Here is a 17,269-nt window from a genome sequence, read left to right as displayed (position 1 = left end):
CTCGCTGCCCAAATTGACTGTCGTTCATGCCGTAATCGACGCTGCTGTAGAGCGGAGTTGGCGCGCCCAGCCAATCTCCCCACCTGAGGGGGAGATGCCCGGCAGGGCAGAGGGGGGCGAGCTTGCTCCGTCGTCATTGAGTATCTTCACCTCTAAAACACACCTCTCCCTTCACGCGGGCCGTTCCGCCCCGTGGTTTGACCATGCACGTCCCCGATCCCTTCGCTCTGCGCATGAGAGATCGGCCGGGGCACGTCTCCGTGCCAGGGTAATAGGCCGCCTCGCGGCAGCCGGTTAAGACACGTCGCCGTGCCCCGTTAAGCGGTGTGCTCCATCCTCGAACTCGCCAGCTCTGCCCCCGTTGTCCCGCAGCCTTTGAGGAGCCTTGGGGAACGGGCATGTGCACATGACCAATGTGCGTCCGGGTCGAGGCCTTGCGGCCTCGGCCCAGAGGGCTGGCCCTTCTCTCGGACGCCCCGCATGGAGACTTACGTCGCTTCCCCATGCCGGTCACCGGTTCCGCCTCGCCCTGACGCCTCAGGGTGTAGCCGATACGGAACGAAAATGATTCTCTCACGGCTTTGGCGGGCGGGGATGATCGCGAACGAAAAAAATACCGCTGCAATTACATATAGTTAGGTTGATTAAGAAGAATTTCTCCTCATCCCAAAGCGGCGGCGCGACGCGTGGGCGGCGACGGCAATCGGCCCAGCGTCCCGTTGGCGATAGAAGATGTTACGGAGGAATTTACCGTTACGTACTTACCCGCCGCTTACATCGACAGCAATCTGAGTGCAACGCGATGCCCAATATCGGGCATCATACTGATGGCCGTGAAGCCGTCTGTCAGCGAGTGGGTTGCTTCACTGTTCGGGGAGATGGATATGGACATGAAACGACTTCGTGCACTTGCGTTTCAGGCGGTCGTGCTTGCGGCCATTCCGAGTTTTTCACCGGCCCAATCCGTGCTGACCAAAGCGGAGCGCACCAGCGAAAGCATGGAGCCGGCGCTGGTGCACCAAAGCGATGTGAAGTCTGCCCAGGCGAAGCTTGACGAACTGCTCAAGAAGGCGGGCAAGCGGCCCAATATCGTCTGGCTCGTGGTTGACGACATGGGCTGGGGCGATCCAGGGGCCTATGGCGGCGGCGCGGCAATCGGCGCTGCGACACCGAACATGGATCGTCTCGCGGCGGAGGGTCTGAAGCTGACATCCGCCTATTCGCAGGCGACCTGCACGCCGACGCGTTCTGCCATCCTGACCGGGCGGCTGCCCGTTCGCACCGGGCTTACTCGACCTATTCTGGCGGGCGACAAGATCACCAAGAATCCCTGGGCCGAAGAAATCTCGCTGCCGACGCTGCTGGCGGGCTCCGGCTACAAGACGGTGCTCTCGGGCAAATGGCATGTTGGCGAATCCCTCGGCATGCGACCGCACGATATCGGTTTCGACGAGTTCTACGGCTTCTACGAAGCAGAGAAGGAGATCAGCCAGGGCGTTGACAAGCGGCGCTATCCCGACCTCGTGCTGAATCCCGAGCGGCTGGCGATGCTGGCGAAGACTGGGTCGAGCAACAAGCTGATCCACGGCTTCAAGGGCGGCAAGACAATCGACGTCGAGACGATCGACAGCATCGAGAAGATGGCCGAGGGCGACAGGCTGCTCAAGGAATTCAGTGTCAGGAAGATTGCCGAACTTGCCAAGGGCAAGGAGCCGTTCTTCCTCGAACATTGCTTCATGAAGGTTCACGCCGACAATTTCGCCAGCAAGGAATTTGAGGGTAAGAGCGGCAGCAAGTTTCCCTACAAGGACGACGTGGTCGAAGTCGACGCCTATATCGGACAGATCGTCAAGGCGCTCGATGACGCCGGCGTGCTCGACAACACGTTCATCTTCGTCACCTCGGACAATGGCCCGCAACTCGACAGCTGGCCGGACGCCGGCTACACGCCGTTTCGTGGCGCGAAGGGATCGGCTTGGGAGGGCGGCGGCCGGATACCGGCGATCGCCTATTGGCGTGGCGTGATTAAGCCCGGCCAGCAAAGTGACGAACTCTTTGACCTCATGGACCTTTTCAATACGTCGCTGCATCTGGCAGGCGCCTCGGACAGGATTCCAACGGATCGCTATATCGACGGCATCGATCAGACCTCGTTCCTGCTGGCAGAAAATGCTCAATCGAACCGCGAAAAGGTCTATATCTGGAACGAGCATAACTTCATGGCCATGCGCATGTATGAGTACAAGATTCATATGAAGGTCGTGCAGGAGCATGCCCAGTGGCTCAACATCGACATGACGACGATCAGCGACGTCGGCCTCGCGCCGTGGCTGTTCAACCTCTATATAGATCCCAAGGAACAGTATCCGGTCGGCCACCGGATGAACGCGTTCCTTGCGTCGATGGCCGCTGAGATGAAGGCGCATGCGGCGACCTATAAGAAATATCCGCCCAAGAATATCGGTCTCGGGCAATAGGCGAAAGTCGTAGCGGCGATCTTCACGGTGGATATCAAGTCCTCTGACGTCACCTAGAGCTCTTCAGGGTTAAATGGAATCATTCTGCCGGAGCAGGTTTTCGTCAGGACCAAGGCGGCGGGCGAGCGTCATACCCGTAGGTACGGCCGAGACCGACGCCGCAGGTCATGGCGGAAAGATGCCCGGCCCTTCGGGTTGGCTGAAGCGGGCCGCCTCTTTGACCGGCCGGCTTGGCCGTATGCTTTGGCTACGACGCGGCGCCGGCCGGTCAAACATGCGACTCCGCTTGAGCCAACAGAATGTTTCCATTTAACCCTGAAGGGCTCTAGTACAGGCCCGGAGCCTTTCATTGTCATATGGAGGGCTCTAGGCAGGACGGGGTCAGACCTCAAATAAAATCGCTGGCGTCGATATCCCTAGGCTTGATCCCAATCAGCAGGGTCTCATCGCCCAGAACCGTGACGAGCGTATTCCTGCCCGACCTTTCGATATCGAAGGCCGTGCCGTTGATGTCGATGAAATCCTGTTTGCCGATGCCGCCGCGGGCGTCGAAATCCGTGATCGTGCTGCATGACCGTGCAAACGAATGTATCGAAGCCCGCGCCACCCGTGAGCACATTCCTGCGCCGCCGGGAACCTCCCCGGACGCCGGGCGTTCCATCTCTCTATCCAACAACCGCAGGAGGACTGTCATGAATGTTCATGCTATGCCGACCACGGACGAGATCGTGGCGCTCGAGAAATCCTATTGGAATGCGATCAAAGCCAAGGACGGGAAGAAGACGGCAGCACTTTCGGGCAAGTCGGCGCTCGTCACCGGCACCCAGGGCGTCATGCGGATCGGCAAGGACAAGATGCGAGAGATGACCGAGGAGGGCAAGTGGACGCTCGAATCCTATGCCTTCGACGATGTGGAAGTCTCGACGCCTTCGCCCGATGTCGCGCTGATTGCCTATACCGTGAACCAGAACGTGACGATGGATGGCAAGCCGAAGAAGATGCGGGCGGCCGACAGTTCGGTCTGGATCCGCGGATCGAACGGCTGGGAATGCCACGCGCATAGCGAGACTGTGCTGAACTGAATGCCAGTGGCTCCCTCTTCTCCCCAGCGGGGAGAAGTGCCGAGCGTATGCGAGGCGATGAGGGGGTTTCCCGGCACAGATTTGGGCGCTGCGCGCGCCCCCTCATCCGGCGCTTTCGCGCCACCTTCTCCCCGCTGGGGAGAAGAGGGAGTGTGCGGCTCGCTTCGGCCTAAGAAGCCTTGGCTTCGAATGCCGGGGCGAAATCGCCGAGGGCCTTCGCCTTGTCGATCATGGCGCCGATATCCTGCTCGACGATTGTCTCAAGGTCGGCGAAACTGTCGATGACATAGTAAATCGGCTGGACGATGTCGATCCGATACGGGGTTCTCAGCACGCTCATCAGATCGAACGGGCGGAATTCGCAGTTCGTGCCCGACATCGCGGCCTTGGCTTCGCTCGGCGACGAGACGATGCCCGCGCCGAAGCAGCGGCGGCCCTCGGGCGTATTGATCAGGCCGAACTCGACCGTGAACCAGAAGATGCGAAACAGGTGCCAGGAATAGCCCTTGCCGAGCTTGACGGCCGCCTCGCCGAAGCGCCGGACGAAATTGGTGTAGCTCTGGTTGGTCAGCAGCGGGCAATGGCCGAAGACCTCGTGGAAGAGGTCCGGCTCCTCGATGTAATCGATGTGCTCGCGGCGGCGCAGGAAGGTCGCGAGCGGGAACTTGCCCTGCGACAGCAGCTCATAGAAGCGCGAGGGCGGGATGAGCGCCGGCACGCCTTCGACGCCGAAGCCGGTGGTCTCATGGAGCCGGCGGTCGACATCGAGAAGCTGCGGCACCTTGTCGGGCCTCAGGCCGAGCGTCTTGACGCCATCGAGATATTCCTGCGCTGCCATGCCGGCCAGGAGCTTCATCTGGCGCGCATAGAGTTCGCCCCAGATCGCGTCTTCCTCTGATGTGTAGGCGTAGTAGCCATCCGGGCCGGGTAGTTTGGCAGTGTAGCTGCTTTCCTTGGGCATGGAACGATCCTACCTGATATTGCGGATTTTTGGCAATTATACGCGCATTTGCAGGATTTTCTTTTCTTTCGTGCTGGATTTCGGCATGATGGAGGGAGATTTTCTCGCATATGGTGCCGATGATGAAAGAAACTGGGATTGCGGATCGGAAGCTCCTGCAACTCGTCCAGGGCGATGCCAGCCTGTCGCTGGCGGAACTGGCGGAACGGGCCGGGATGTCGCAGAGTTCAGCCTGGCGGAAGATCCAGGAAATGGAAGCCGAGGGCGTCATCCGCAAGCGCGTGACGCTGCTCGACCCGCGAAAGCTCGATCTCAAGCTCTGCGTGATCGCGCATGTCACGCTGGACGACCATCACGAGGAGGCGGTGGCGTCCTTCGCCGCGGTGGTCGCGGAACGGCCGGAGATCATGGAATGCTACGCGCTGTCGGGCACCTTCGACTACATGCTCAAGATCCGCGCGACGGATGTAGAGAGCTACGACGCCTTCATGACCCGCTACCTGATGCGCAACCCGCATGTCCGCACGGTCGTGTCGAGCTTCGTGCTCAGGGAACTCAAATTCTCGACGGAGTTGCCGATCTAGCGGGCGGGGAGATCATAGGCCTCGACGATCTCCACGGCGACGAGCTGCTGCAGGCGCCAGAGGTTGCGGTCCCTGATCCCGAGCGCTTCGAGATGGGAGACCGTGTTGTAGAGGTATTCCGCGCAGGAACCAGCATAGCCGCAGGCCCGTGCCAGCACCCAGGCGACCCGTTCCAGCGGCAGCTTCAGCGAAATGCCGTCGCCGTGCTTCGGACCGGCCCAGAAGACCAGCGCGCGCACCTTGCCCGCCTCGGTCTGCACATGGACCCAGCGCACCATGTCGAGGTCTTCCTGGAAGATGATCTCCCGACGCACCATCTTGCTGAGGTCATCCATGCGTGTGTCATCGGGCAGGCGGAAGGCAACGCCATCGCAGCGGCCGCCTCGGTCCAGTGCCATCATCAGGCCGGGTTGCTCGGGCGTTCCGCGCCAGGCCGTCAGTTCCATGCAGAAAGACCGGTGCCAGCCGATCGCCGTTGCCCGCCGGTCTTCCACATGCACAAAGGTCGGGTTCCAGATCAGCGAGCCATAGGCAAACACCCATAAGGGCTCCTCGCCGAGTTCCTCGAACAGGCGCTGCGCGATGGCATCCTGCTCGGCCTCGGTAAGCGGCACCCAGTCATTTCCATAGCCGAGATTTTCCTCCTTGCGAAAGCAAAGGGCAACCAGGTCCGGGGTGAGGGACATTTGACGCGGGTGGGGCATCGGGGATTTGATCCGTGGGAATGAAATCGGATCATCGGGGGTCTTGCGGAGGACGTCAATTCGTTCTGCCGGAATTCAACGCCGCGACGGTTCCTTTCTCCGAGCGCCTGGGTTCAACTTGATCTCTCAGGATAATGTGATCTGATTTAGATAGGCGTTTGCCCTGCTCTGCGCTAGAATGCCCGACCTTGGTATCCCCGGGCTCCGGGGAGCGTATCGTTGTGGCAAGCCGATGAAACAGAGACTAGCCGCAGTCCTGGCCGCCGACATGGTGGGCTATAGCCGGTTGATGGAAGGCGACGAAGCGGGCACGCTGGCGCGGCTGAGGACCCATCGCATGGAGTTGATCGATCCGGCAATCGTCAAGAACGATGGCAGGATCATCAAGACGACGGGCGACGGCATGCTGGTCGAATTCCAGAGCGTCACCGATGCGGTCAAATGCGCCGTGGAAGTGCAGCAGCGCATGAAGCGGCGCAATGCGGATGTACCCTCCGACAGCCGGATCGAATTCCGGATCGGCATCAATCTCGGCGATATCATTTTCGACGACGGAGACATTTTTGGCGACGGCGTCAACATTGCCGCGCGTGCCGAGCAGCTCGCCGATGTCGGCGGCATCTGCGTCACGGCAGCCGTGGCGACGCAGATCGGAGGTCGTCTCGAAGTTGCCTTCGAGGACCTCGGCGAGAAGATGCTGAAGAACATCAGCCGTCCCGTGCGTCTCTACAGGGTGGCGCTCGACGGGCCGATCCCGGATGTGGCATCACCGCCGCAGGAAGCGGACACCACGCGCGCAGTCTCCAAGCCCTCGATCGTCGTGCTGCCCTTCGACAATATGAGCGGCGATCCCGAGCAGGAATTCTTCGCCGACGGCATGACCGAGGATATCATCACCGAACTGTCGCGCCGCCACGAGCTCTTCGTCATCTCGCGCAATTCCAGCTTCGTCTACAAGAACCAGCCGGTCAACGTGCGCGAGGTGGCCGAGAAGCTCGGCGCCCAGTATCTGGTGGAAGGCAGCGTCCGCAAGATCGGCGACCGGGTTCGCGTGACCGTCCAGCTGATCGATGCGGTCAGCGATTCCCACATCTGGGCCGACAAATACGACCGCAAGCTGGACGATGTCTTCGCGATCCAGGACGAGGTGACGGCGGCGATCGCGGCCACGCTTCCCGGACGCGTCGAGGCCGCCCAGCGCGACCAGCTTGCCCGAACCAAGCCCGCCAATATGGCAGCCTATGAATGCGCGCTGACCGCCAAGGTGCTGCATCATCGGAGCACCGAGGCTGACAACAAGCAGGCCCAGGAACTGATCGAGCGTGCGGTGACCCTCGACCCCAATTACGCGCATGCTCATGCCTGGCGGGCCTGCATTTTCGGACAGGCCTGGGTAAATGGCTGGTGCGAGGACAGGGACGCGCTTTGGAACCTGGCCCTCGGCGAGGTCGACAAGGCGCTGGCGCTCGACGACAACGATGCCGACGTGCATCGCATACTCGCCGCCATCAATATCAACAACAACGACCTGGCGACGGCACGCCATCACCAGGAGCGCGGATTGGCGCTCAATCCGAATTACGATCTCGTCGTGGTGCAGCAGGGCGAACTCTTGACCTGGCTCGGGCGGCCGGAAGAGGGCACTGAGTGGATCCGCAAGGCGATGCGGCTCAACCCGCATCATCCCGAGCGCTTTTGGAGTCATCTCGGCAAGGCACATTTCTCGGCACGGCAGTATGGCGAGGCGATCGAAGCCTTCATGCATCTCAGCACCATGGACCATGTGCAGCACGCTTTCGTCGCCGCCTGCCATGGCTGGCTTGGCGACGAGATTGCCGCTGGCGCGCATATGAGGAAGGTGCGGACTCTGGCGCCGGATTTCGGCACCGAGACGTTTCTCGCGACCCTGCATTATGCACGGGAATCCGACGTGGAGCATGTCCGCGAAGGCCTGATCAAGGCGGGCCTGGACGAGGGCTCGCCAGCGGCCAACAGCGTGGCGGCACAGTAGGCCTCAATTTAGACTGGAGCGGATTGGCGTGCGGGTAGTTGATGGCAGGCTCTGCAATGCATCCCTTCAACAGGTGCTGGCCTGGTATGGTCGAGGACACCCAATCTTATCGATAAACTGATACTTGATGCGCGCTTTCGGTCGGAGCGCACGCGTCTTCACGTTGCCGATCGTTCGTGATAGGGAGGCGTTGCTGCGATGGGCAGTAACACGACAGACTGATCGGATTTATAGATCCGATGATATTATGAAAGGCGACTTTTCCGCATATTCGGCAGAGACTCTGCTGGCGATGTTTAGAGAAGAAGAGGCTTCGAAAAGAAGCTTCAGTTACGAAGCAGGAGAAACCCTGCTCAAGCGGTGGCGACAAGGCCTCGATCTGGAAGTTCTGATTGAACTTCTGCAATCCAAAATCACCAGCGACCGTTGTACCGGCGCCTATTTCCTTCGCGAAATCGGTGGGCCGGTGGATGGCTTGAGGGCTCCCGTCATCAAGCTTGCTAACGACGAACTTCGCACTTGCCGATGGAGCTTCGTCTACTTCATGCTGGAATCAGGATACTATGATGAGGAAATCGCCATTGGATTGGCCAAGTGCCTACGCGACTTCGATCTCGTTGTGAGAAAATCGGTGATCGAGTGGGGAGTCTACATGACAGACGATTGCTTTGAGGATTTTTCTAATAAGGTAAAATCGGGCGTCGGGGCCAGGGACTCACAATATTCTAATCCTGAGAATACCGCACTCTGGACGGAATCCGATCGCAGCCGCGCTGCCCGAGGGCTCGATATCATTCGGCGGCTGCGTAATGAGGAACCCGTTGCGGCCGTGCGAAAAAGCATGTCTGAAGAAGACAATTTCGTTTTTGACAGTCTTCAGTTTTTCGAGAAAACGCTCAAGCGCTGGATAGAAAGGCGAAAATCGCAGTCTGCGGAAAGGTAGCTGGAGACCAATCCTACTCTGCCCCGCCAGCAGGGCTATCTATATGGAACGTGGCTAGCGCCACAGGCTCCCTCTTCTCCCCTTGGGGAGAAGTGCCGAGCAAAGCGAGGCGATGAGGGGTTCTCTCGACACAGAGCGCTTCGCGCAACCCCTCATCCGGCCTTCGGCCACCTTCTCCCCAAGGGGAGAAGCGGGAGCAAGCCGCTCGCTGGGCCAAAAACCTTATACCCACCGCGCGGCGTTGCCGGCGGCTTAGAACAGGAAGTCATCAGCCTTCAGGTGATCCACGTCGATCTTGCGGTCACTTTTGCGGTGCGCCGGGCGCGTTCAGCGCACCTTCAACCCAAGTTCTTCCAATAATTGCCCGGCCTGGGCGCGGGAGATCGTGGCGCCCTTGAATTGCTTGGCATTCAGCAACCGAATTCCGCCGAGATCGGCGCCGCGCAGGTCGGCACCCTCGAAGCGGCAATCGACGAGGCTGGCGTCCCGCAGAATACAATCCTCGAACACGGCATCGCGGAAATCGCATTTCGAGAGGTCGGCGAGTTCGAAATCGAGCTTCCTCAGCCTCGCCTTGCGGAAGGAGAAGCCCGGCATCTGGGCGCTGCCGAGCAGGGTTTCCTCGAATGTGGCGTTCAGCGATTTCGTTTCCCTGAGATTGGCGCCGGTGAGCTTGCAGCGCTTGAAAGCAGCGCCGGTCAGGGTCGCGCCGCGAAAGCTGCCATTGTTGAAATCGCTGGCGTCGATCGCAGCTTCGGTCAGGTTGGCGCCGGTGAAATCGGCGAATGCGCCGCGGCAGCCCGTCCAGCAGGTCTCGTCGAGCTTGGCGCCCACGAGCTTGCTGCGCTTCAGGCTGCAGGTGTCGAACACCCACGAACTCAGGGACAGGCCTGAGAGGTCCGCCTCATCGAGATCGCAGCGGCGCAGCAGGATCGGCTGAGCGCCGCCAAGCGCTTCGATCGCGGCGCGGTCGAGCGAGCGATCTGCGATGACAGTTGCCGGAGACGTCTCGTGCTCGCTCATATCATCCCTCAAATCGCTAAAATGAAAAAGGCGGCATCCTGCGATGCCGCCTTTGCTGTCCCCCGGTAAAGAGGGGAAGTCTTATTCTTCGGTCTTGGCTTCAGCGGAAGCAGCTTCCGCAGCGGCGGCCTCGGCAGCAGCGGCTTCGGCGGCGGCAGCCTTTTCGGCAGCGACCTTCTCGGCTGCTGCTGCGGCTTCCTGGGCGGCCTTTTCAGCGGCCAGAGCCTGTGCGGCAGCAACCTTCTCGGCTTCGAGACGGGCCTTCTCGGCCAGCATGGCCTGGCGCTCGGTGTCGTTCAGCTTGCGGGCGCGGACATTGGTGTTTTCGAAGATGCGTGCCTTTTTGCCGCGAAGGTCGCGCAGGTAGTAGAGCTTGGCGCGACGGACCTTGCCGCGGCGGACGATCTCGACGCCTTCGACCAGCGGAGAATAGACCGGGAATACGCGCTCGACACCTTCGCCATAGGAGATCTTGCGGACGGTGAAGCTTTCGTTCAGGCCGGCGCCGGAGCGGGCGATGCAGACGCCTTCATAGGCCTGCACGCGGGTGCGCGAGCCTTCGACGACGCGGACATTGACCTTGACGGTGTCGCCGGGGGAGAAATCGGGAAGCGTGCGCTTGGCGGCAATCTTGGCGGCCTGTTCGGCTTCCAGCTGCTGGATGATGTTCATTGACAACCTCATTTGTGGTTCAACAGCCAGAGCGCCGTAGAATACCGTTGGTCATGCCTCGGGTACTGCCTTGGAAGGCCGGGCGAATGCGTCTGTCATTCGTTTGCTGGTTGGTCGGGAAAATCCCATTCCGGGCGCGCAAATACACGAGTTTTCCCGCACTGTCACCCCCTCCAGTCAAAAATATGGCCGCAAGGCCGACGGTTTCCGGCCTTTGCCCAGAATTTAGGCTGTGAACAGTATCACTACACAATTGTCATATGCGCCCGCCGGGCGCAGATTGGACGGCGGATCGATATTGATCCGGGGCAACGACTGGGGGGTTATCATGGCAGTCGAGAATCCGTCACCAAATCTCTATAACGAAGACCTCGCACCGGCTGAAGAGCGGAAGTGGGGCGCTTTCAGCATTTTCAACGTCTGGACATCGGATGTCCATTCGCTCTGGGGCTATTATCTCGCCGCGAGCCTGTTCCTGCTCTGCGGCTCGTTCATCAATTTCGTCATTGCCATCGGGGTGGGCTCGCTGGTCATCTTCGTGCTGATGAGCCTGGTCGGCAACGCCGGCGTCAGGACCGGCGTACCCTTCCCGGTTTTGGCGCGCGCTTCCTTCGGCACGTTCGGGGCGAACGTACCGGCAATCGTGCGTGCCATCGTCGCCTGCTTCTGGTACGGCGCGCAGACAGCCGCGGCTTCGGGTGCGATCGTGGCGCTGCTCGTCCGCAGTCCCGGCATGCTCGAATTTCACCAGACCAGCCATTTCCTCGGCCATTCGACGCTTGAGTTCATCTGCTTCGTCGTGGTCTGGGCGTTGCAATTGCTGATCATCCAGCGCGGCATGGAGACGGTGCGCAAGTTCCAGGATTGGGCCGGACCGGCGGTGTGGGTCATGATGTTGATCCTCGCCATCTACCTCGTCGTGAAATCCGGAACCTTCTCCTTCGGAGCCGAAATCCCGCGCGACGTGCTGCTTGAGAAGACCAAGGACGCCGGCGTGCCGGGCGAGCCGGGATCGTTCGCGGCACTGGCGGCGGTGGCGGCGACCTGGATCACCTATTTCGCGGCGCTCTACCTGAACTTCTGCGATTTCTCTCGCTATGCGAAGGACGAGAAGGCGCTGAGGAAAGGCAATCTCTGGGGCCTGCCGATCAACCTGCTCGCCTTCTGCCTGGTGGCGGGCGTGACCACGACGGCGGCATTCACCGTCTACGGCGAAGTGCTGCTGCATCCCGACCAGATCTCGGCCAAGTTCGACAGCTGGTTCCTGGCGCTGCTGGCCGCGCTCACCTTCGCGGTGGCGACGCTCGGCATCAATGTCGTGGCGAATTTCGTCTCGCCGGCCTTCGATTTCTCGAATGTCTTCCCGAAGCATATCAGCTTCAAGCGGGGCGGCTATATCGCGGCGATCATTGCGCTGATCCTCTACCCCTTCGCGCCGTGGGAGACGGGTGCTGCGCAGTTCGTCAACTTCATCGGCTCGACCATGGGTCCGATCTTCGGCGTGATGATGGTGGACTATTACCTGATCCGCCGGGGCGTGCTGGATGTCAATGCGCTCTACAAGGAGGACGGCGAGTTCCGCTTCCAGGGCGGCTGGCACGCAAACGCCTTCATCGCCTTCGTCATCGGCGCGCTGTTCTCGTCGATCCTTCCGACCTTCACGACCATCCTGCCCTCGTGGTGGGGGACCTATGGCTGGTTCTTCGGCGTGGCGATCGGCGGCCTGGTCTATTACGTGTTGCGGATGAGCGCGCGGCGTCCGAGCGTGGCGCGGGCGTGAGATAGCTGGTGGCGCCGGAAGTGGTTCATCCGCTGCCGGCGCCACGCACTCCCTCTTCTCCCCTTGGGGAGAAGTGCCGAGCGCAGCGAGGCGATGAGGGGTTCCCCCACCACTCGCTCTGCGATCGAGAACCCCTCATCCGGCGCATTCGCGCCACCTTCTCCCCAAGTGGAGAAGCGGGAGTGCGTGTCTAGGCTTGCAGCCCGCACCCATTGCCGTCTATGCAGGGGCATCGCCTGCCGGAACCCGCCATATGACTTCTGCCATGATCGCCCTGATGTTCGTCGCCGCCTTCTTCTCCGGCGCGGTCAATGCCATTGCCGGCGGCGGCACGTTCCTGACCTTCGGCGTGCTGACGCTGGCCGGCGTGCCGCCGATCTCGGCGAATGCGACGTCGTCGATCGTGCAGTTCCCCGGCTACATCACCTCGACGCTCGCTTATTTCAAGGATCTCTCGAAGATCTGGAAGGAGGCGCTGATCCTCGGGCTGTTCTCGATCGTCGGTTCGGCCGGAGGCGCGCTCTATCTGGTCTGGCTGTCGGACAACACATTCAAGGCCATGGTGCCGTGGCTGCTGCTGGCCGCAACGGTGGTCTTCGCGGCAGGACCGTGGCTGAAGCCGAAGAATACGGGTGAGCGCCATGCCGCCAACACGCTCGGCATCGTCACCCAGGCGGCGACCTCCTTCTATGGCGGCTTCTTCGGCGCCGGCATGGGCATCATGATGCTGGCATCGCTGGGGATCGCCACCGGCGGCGATTATCATCGGCTCAATGCGCTGAAGAATTTCCTCGCCATCGTCATCGCAGCGGTGGCGATCGTCGTCTTCGCGACCGCCGGCGCAGTGGCCTGGTATCACGCCGCCGTCATGGTGCCCGGTTGCGCGCTCGGTGGCTATACCGGCATCGCGGTCGCCAAACGGGTGCCGCAGACAGTGCTGCGCTGGATTGTGGTGGCTGCGGGGCTGGGGCTGTCCGTCTACTATTTCGTGACGGGGTGAAGTAAGTCCGGCCGCCGCTCGGAGGTGAGCTTCACCGCCTCTTCATGGCGCCATTTCTCGATTGCGGCGTGGTTGCCCGAGGTGAGCACGCCGGGGATTTCCATGCCTTCGAAGATCTGTGGCCGTGTGTAGTGCGGATGTTCGAGCAGGCCGTTCTCGAAGCTCTCATGCGTGCCGGATTCCGGATTGCCCATGACGCCGGGCAGGATGCGGACGATGGCGTCGAGCAGGATCTGGGCCGCCGGTTCGCCGCCGGAGAGGATATAGTCGCCGATCGAAACCTCTTCGAGACCACGCGAATCGATCACCCGTTGGTCGACGCCCTCGAAGCGGCCGCAGACGATGACGACGCCGTTGCTGGCGGCGAGTTCGCGCACCCGCGCCTGATCGAGTGGTCGTCCGCGCGGGCTCATCAGCAGGCGTGGACGTTCGTCGGTGCCCACGGAATCGATCGCGGCGCCTAGTACGTCAGCGCGCAGCACCATCCCGGCGCCACCACCCGCCGGCGTGTCATCAACATTGCGATGCTTCGAGGTGGCGAAGTCGCGAATCTGCACCGTGTCGAGCTGCCAATCGCCACGCGCCAGTGCCTTACCGGAGAGCGATTCGCCGAGAAAGCCCGGAAACATCTCGGGGTAGAGCGTCAGCACCGTGGCATGGAACGGCATCAACCCTTGCCCCTGTCCGGATTGTCGTCATCAGGATCATCTTCGGTGATCAGGCCCGCCGCGATGGGATCGATCAGGATCGAGCCGCCTTCGAAATCGATCTCCAGCACCGCGGCTTCGGTGAAGGGAATGAGCTGGGAGCGGCTGCCCTTCTTGGTCAGTTCGAGAATGTCGCCGGCGCCGAAATCGAAGATCGCCGATATCGTGCCCCAGTTGTTGCCTTCGGCATCCAGCACTTCGAGCCCTTCGAGATCGGCATAGAAGAATTCGTCCTCGTCGAGCTCCTCGTCGTCGAGCGCATCGCGATCGACATAGAGATCGGTGCCGTTGAGCGCCTCGGCGGCATTGCGGTCATTGACGCCCCGGAAGCGGATGACGGCCATGTTCTTGTGCGGGCGGATATCGAGCACTTCGAAGGGCGAGCCCTCGACATTGTAGAGCGTGCCATATTCGCCGATTGCCATCGGATCGCCGGTATAGGATTTGACGCGCACTTCGCCGCGCAGACCCTGCGCCCCGCCGATCGTGGCCATCAGGACGAGTGTGCCGGGAGTTTTAGGGCCGTTGGACATTTCTTGCTCTCTCGGTTGGCAGAATGCCTTTTTACCGTCTGGCGGGCTAAAAGGAAAAGCCCTCGCATTGTGGACCTGCGAGGGCTGCATCAATCTCCGCCGTCATCCTCGGCCTTGTGCCGAGGATCTGGTGAGAGTGGAGTATGCCATTGACCGCGCATCCTCGGTGGCTGTTCCAGATCCTCGGGACAAGCCCGAGGATGACGTCGCATATTACGCGACGGTCCGTTGCCGTTCAGACAACAGGATTATTCAGCAGCAGCGGCTGCTTCTTCAACCTTGGCGGCCTTTTCCTTGGCGCGCTCTTCAGCCTTCTTGCCGGGCTTTGCCTTTTCCGGGTTGGAGCGGGCTTCGCGCTTGGCAAGGCCGGCTTCGTCCATGAAGCGCAGAACGCGGTCGGTCGGCTGGGCGCCGTTGTCGATCCAATGCTGGATGCGCTCGCCGTTGATCACGACGCGGTTGGCGTCGTCCTTGCCGAGCATCGGGTTCCACGAGCCGAGCTTCTCGATGAAGCGGCCATCGCGCGGCGAGCGGGCGTCGGCAACGACGACGGTGTAGTAAGGACGCTTCTTGGAACCGCCACGGGCGAGACGAATTTTCAGGGACATTGTATTCTCCTTAGGTCTGTATTTGTCTGTTGATCTGGTATTTCGGCCGCTGCCCTCAGGCGGCGGTATTCTCGTGTGCGCCACCGATATCGGCGGCGATCGCCTCATGATGCCGGATCACTTCCGTGATGATGAAGTTCAGGAACTTCTCGGCAAAATCAGGATCCAGATCGGCATCCCTGGCAAGCTGCCGGAGACGATTGATCTGGTATTCCTCGCGCGCCGGATCGGCCGGCGGCAAATTGTGCGTCGCCTTGAGAACGCCGACTGCCTTGGTGCAGCGGAAGCGCTCGGCGAGCATGTGGACCAGCGCCGCATCGATATTGTCGATGGACTGGCGATAGCCGTTGAGCTGGTTCTTGATTTCAGGATCGGTCATGAAATCCTTGGTCCTCACTTCTTCCTGGGAAGGCCGGGGAAGCCGCCGCCGAGGCCGGGAAGCTTCGGACCGCCGAGACCCGGCAGCCCGCCACCGAGACCGGGCATTCCGCCGCCCGGCCTGAAGCCGCTGGCTTCGGCCTGCTTGGCGAGCGCTTCGAGCTGCTTCGGATCCATCTTGGAGAGATCGGGCATGCCGCCCATTCCACCCATACCGCCGCCAAGACCGCCCAGGCCCATCTTGTTGGCAAGGCCGCCCATCATCTGTTTCATCATGCCGCCGCCCTTGCCGCCGCCCATCGCCTTCATCATGTCGGCCATGCCACGGTGCATCTTGAGCACCTTGTTGATTTCGGCGGCATCGGTGCCGGAGCCGGCGGCGATGCGCTTCTTGCGTGAATGCTTGAGGATATCGGGATTGGCGCGCTCGGCCTTGGTCATCGAGGAGATGATGGCGATCTGGCGCTTGATCGCCTTGTCGTCGAAGCCGGCGCCGGCCAGCTTGTCCTTCATGCCCGACATGCCGGGCATCATGCCCATGATGCCGCCCATGCCGCCCATGTTCTGCATCTGCTTGAGCTGTTCGGCGAGGTCGCCGAGGTCGAACTTGCCCTTGGCCATTTTCTGGGCCATGGCCGCCGCTTTTTCGGCGTCGATGGTTTCGGCGGCCTTCTCGACAAGCGAAACGATGTCGCCCATGCCGAGAATGCGGTCGGCGATGCGGCGGGGATGGAACTCCTCGAGTTCCGTCATCTTTTCGCCGGATCCGATCAGCTTGACCGGTTTGCCGGTGACGGCGCGCATCGAGAGCGCTGCACCGCCACGACCATCGCCATCCATGCGGGTCAGCACGAGGCCGGTAATGCCGACGCGCTCGTCGAAATTGCGGGCGAGGTTGACAGCGTCCTGGCCGGTCAGCGCATCGGCGACCAGCAGGATTTCATGCGGATTGGACTTCCGCTTGATCTCCGCCATCTCGATCATCAGCGGTTCGTCAATATGGGTACGGCCGGCAGTGTCGAGGATCACGACATCATGGCCGCCGAGCTTTGCCGCCTGCACGGCGCGCGCCGCGATATCGACCGGCGACTGGCCTTGTATGATCGGGAGCGTATCGACGCCCGTCTGGACACCCAACTGGCGAAGCTGCTCCTGCGCGGCAGGACGGCGCGTGTCGAGCGAGGCCATCAGGACCTTCTTGCGGTCGCGGGTGGTCAGCCGGAGCGCGATCTTGCCCGACGTGGTGGTCTTGCCCGAGCCCTGCAGGCCGACCATCATGATGACGACGGGAGCCGGCGCATTGAGATCGACGGTCGAGCTTTCCGAACCGAGCATCTCGACAAGCTCGTCATGGACGATCTTGACGACCATCTGGCCGGGCTTGATCGATTTCACGATCTCCGCGCCGACCGCCTTCTCGCGGACACGATCGGTGAAGGAGCGGACGACTTCGAGCGCCACGTCGGCTTCGAGCAGCGCACGGCGAATTTCGCGCAGCGCCGCAGAGACATCCGCCTCCGACAGCGCGCCGCGCCCGGTCAATCCGTTCAATATCGCGCCTAGGCGTTCCTGAAGGCTCTCAAACATCCATTCAATCCTTCTGTCCGGAAATCAGTTTTCCGGAACATCGGTATCGGGCCAATTCGAAACAAGAGACAAAGCCGAAAAGCACCCGAGGGCGCAACGCGCTGTCGGGTGTTGACCTCCGGGATCATGGTTTTGCGACGTCCCGGTCGGCTGCTGTCACATATATCGGACGGGCAGATGGGCGGGCTTTAACCGCAAAGGGGTGGGAAAGTCAAGGCG

17 protein-coding genes are annotated in these 17,269 nt (G+C 61.3%); 7 read left to right on the top strand and 10 right to left on the bottom strand.

The window, feature by feature from the left end; genetic code table 11:
* Positions 1 to 890 precede the first annotated feature (890 nt).
* Positions 891 to 2,477: an arylsulfatase gene (locus ACSQ26_RS26335; RefSeq protein WP_436014197.1), complete on the top strand. Its 1,587-nt coding sequence runs from the start codon at positions 891 to 893 to the stop codon at positions 2,475 to 2,477.
* Between the two features lie 388 nt (positions 2,478 to 2,865).
* Here the strand turns inward: ACSQ26_RS26335 and ACSQ26_RS26330 are convergent, their stop codons facing one another.
* The gene (locus ACSQ26_RS26330) at positions 2,866 to 3,138 is read right to left on the bottom strand and encodes a hypothetical protein (protein WP_436014195.1); all 273 of its coding nucleotides are present in this window, start codon (positions 3,136 to 3,138) and stop codon (positions 2,866 to 2,868) included.
* A 31-nt stretch (positions 3,139 to 3,169) separates the two neighbouring features.
* Here ACSQ26_RS26330 and ACSQ26_RS26325 point away from each other — a divergent pair, with 31 nt between their 5' ends.
* Positions 3,170 to 3,559, top strand: a complete 390-nt coding sequence (locus ACSQ26_RS26325) for a nuclear transport factor 2 family protein (protein ID WP_436014193.1) — start codon at positions 3,170 to 3,172, stop codon at positions 3,557 to 3,559.
* Positions 3,560 to 3,728: 169 nt separating this feature from the next.
* On the opposite strand, the gene ACSQ26_RS26320 is transcribed toward ACSQ26_RS26325, so the two are convergent.
* On the bottom strand, positions 3,729 to 4,520 hold the full coding sequence (locus tag ACSQ26_RS26320) for a phenylalanine 4-monooxygenase (protein ID WP_436014191.1): 792 nt from the start codon (positions 4,518 to 4,520) through the stop codon (positions 3,729 to 3,731).
* 122 nt (positions 4,521 to 4,642) lie between these two features.
* Between ACSQ26_RS26320 and ACSQ26_RS26315 the strand changes: the two genes are divergently transcribed.
* Positions 4,643 to 5,104: an Lrp/AsnC family transcriptional regulator gene (locus ACSQ26_RS26315; protein ID WP_436014189.1), complete on the top strand. Its 462-nt coding sequence runs from the start codon at positions 4,643 to 4,645 to the stop codon at positions 5,102 to 5,104.
* On the opposite strand, the gene ACSQ26_RS26310 is transcribed toward ACSQ26_RS26315, so the two are convergent.
* Complete coding sequence (locus ACSQ26_RS26310) at positions 5,101 to 5,790, bottom strand: gamma-glutamylcyclotransferase (RefSeq protein WP_436014187.1); 690 nt, start codon at positions 5,788 to 5,790, stop codon at positions 5,101 to 5,103. The two genes, ACSQ26_RS26315 and ACSQ26_RS26310, sit on opposite strands and share 4 nt — an antisense overlap.
* Before the next feature lie 250 nt (positions 5,791 to 6,040).
* On the opposite strand from ACSQ26_RS26310, the gene ACSQ26_RS26305 reads away from it, so the two are divergent.
* Both ACSQ26_RS26305 and ACSQ26_RS26300 read left to right on the top strand, forming a co-directional pair.
* Positions 6,041 to 7,819, top strand: a complete 1,779-nt coding sequence (locus ACSQ26_RS26305) for an adenylate/guanylate cyclase domain-containing protein (protein WP_436014185.1) — start codon at positions 6,041 to 6,043, stop codon at positions 7,817 to 7,819.
* Positions 7,820 to 8,066: 247 nt separating this feature from the next.
* Positions 8,067 to 8,762, top strand: a complete 696-nt coding sequence (locus tag ACSQ26_RS26300; RefSeq protein WP_436014183.1) for a hypothetical protein — start codon at positions 8,067 to 8,069, stop codon at positions 8,760 to 8,762.
* 327 nt (positions 8,763 to 9,089) lie between these two features.
* On the opposite strand, the gene ACSQ26_RS26295 is transcribed toward ACSQ26_RS26300, so the two are convergent.
* Complete coding sequence (locus ACSQ26_RS26295) at positions 9,090 to 9,785, bottom strand: pentapeptide repeat-containing protein (protein ID WP_436014181.1); 696 nt, start codon at positions 9,783 to 9,785, stop codon at positions 9,090 to 9,092.
* Between the two features lie 81 nt (positions 9,786 to 9,866).
* Entirely contained in the window at positions 9,867 to 10,457 is a 591-nt protein-coding gene (rplS, locus tag ACSQ26_RS26290; RefSeq protein ID WP_436014179.1) for a 50S ribosomal protein L19, read from the bottom strand.
* A gap of 328 nt (positions 10,458 to 10,785) precedes the next feature.
* Here rplS and ACSQ26_RS26285 point away from each other — a divergent pair, with 328 nt between their 5' ends.
* On the top strand, positions 10,786 to 12,237 hold the full coding sequence (locus tag ACSQ26_RS26285; protein ID WP_436014177.1) for an NCS1 family nucleobase:cation symporter-1: 1,452 nt from the start codon (positions 10,786 to 10,788) through the stop codon (positions 12,235 to 12,237).
* 253 nt (positions 12,238 to 12,490) lie between these two features.
* Complete coding sequence (locus ACSQ26_RS26280) at positions 12,491 to 13,237, top strand: sulfite exporter TauE/SafE family protein (protein WP_436014175.1); 747 nt, start codon at positions 12,491 to 12,493, stop codon at positions 13,235 to 13,237.
* Here ACSQ26_RS26280 and trmD read toward each other — a convergent pair.
* The 5 genes from trmD to ffh form a co-directional block, all read right to left on the bottom strand.
* Positions 13,219 to 13,905: a tRNA (guanosine(37)-N1)-methyltransferase TrmD gene (gene trmD / locus ACSQ26_RS26275; protein ID WP_436014173.1), complete on the bottom strand. Its 687-nt coding sequence runs from the start codon at positions 13,903 to 13,905 to the stop codon at positions 13,219 to 13,221. The two genes, ACSQ26_RS26280 and trmD, sit on opposite strands and share 19 nt — an antisense overlap.
* Positions 13,905 to 14,477: a ribosome maturation factor RimM gene (gene rimM, locus ACSQ26_RS26270; RefSeq protein WP_436014171.1), complete on the bottom strand. Its 573-nt coding sequence runs from the start codon at positions 14,475 to 14,477 to the stop codon at positions 13,905 to 13,907. The genes trmD and rimM overlap by 1 nt, the downstream gene beginning before the upstream one ends.
* Positions 14,478 to 14,725: 248 nt before the next feature.
* Positions 14,726 to 15,085 (bottom strand): 30S ribosomal protein S16, encoded by a 360-nt coding sequence (gene rpsP, locus ACSQ26_RS26265; protein WP_436014169.1) that lies wholly within the window; start codon positions 15,083 to 15,085, stop codon positions 14,726 to 14,728.
* 55 nt (positions 15,086 to 15,140) lie between these two features.
* Positions 15,141 to 15,464, bottom strand: coding sequence for a chorismate mutase (locus tag ACSQ26_RS26260; protein WP_436014167.1), 324 nt, complete (start codon positions 15,462 to 15,464; stop codon positions 15,141 to 15,143).
* Positions 15,465 to 15,478: 14 nt separating this feature from the next.
* Positions 15,479 to 17,050 (bottom strand): signal recognition particle protein, encoded by a 1,572-nt coding sequence (gene ffh / locus ACSQ26_RS26255; protein WP_436014165.1) that lies wholly within the window; start codon positions 17,048 to 17,050, stop codon positions 15,479 to 15,481.
* Between the last annotated feature and the right edge of the window lie 219 nt (positions 17,051 to 17,269).

The sequence above is a fragment of the Rhizobium sp. LjRoot254 genome (assembly GCF_964254105.1).
Taxonomy (GTDB): domain Bacteria; phylum Pseudomonadota; class Alphaproteobacteria; order Rhizobiales; family Rhizobiaceae; genus Rhizobium_E.
The sequence above is the reverse complement of the archived record's forward strand: the minus strand, read 5'-3'. Positions and strand labels throughout refer to the sequence as shown.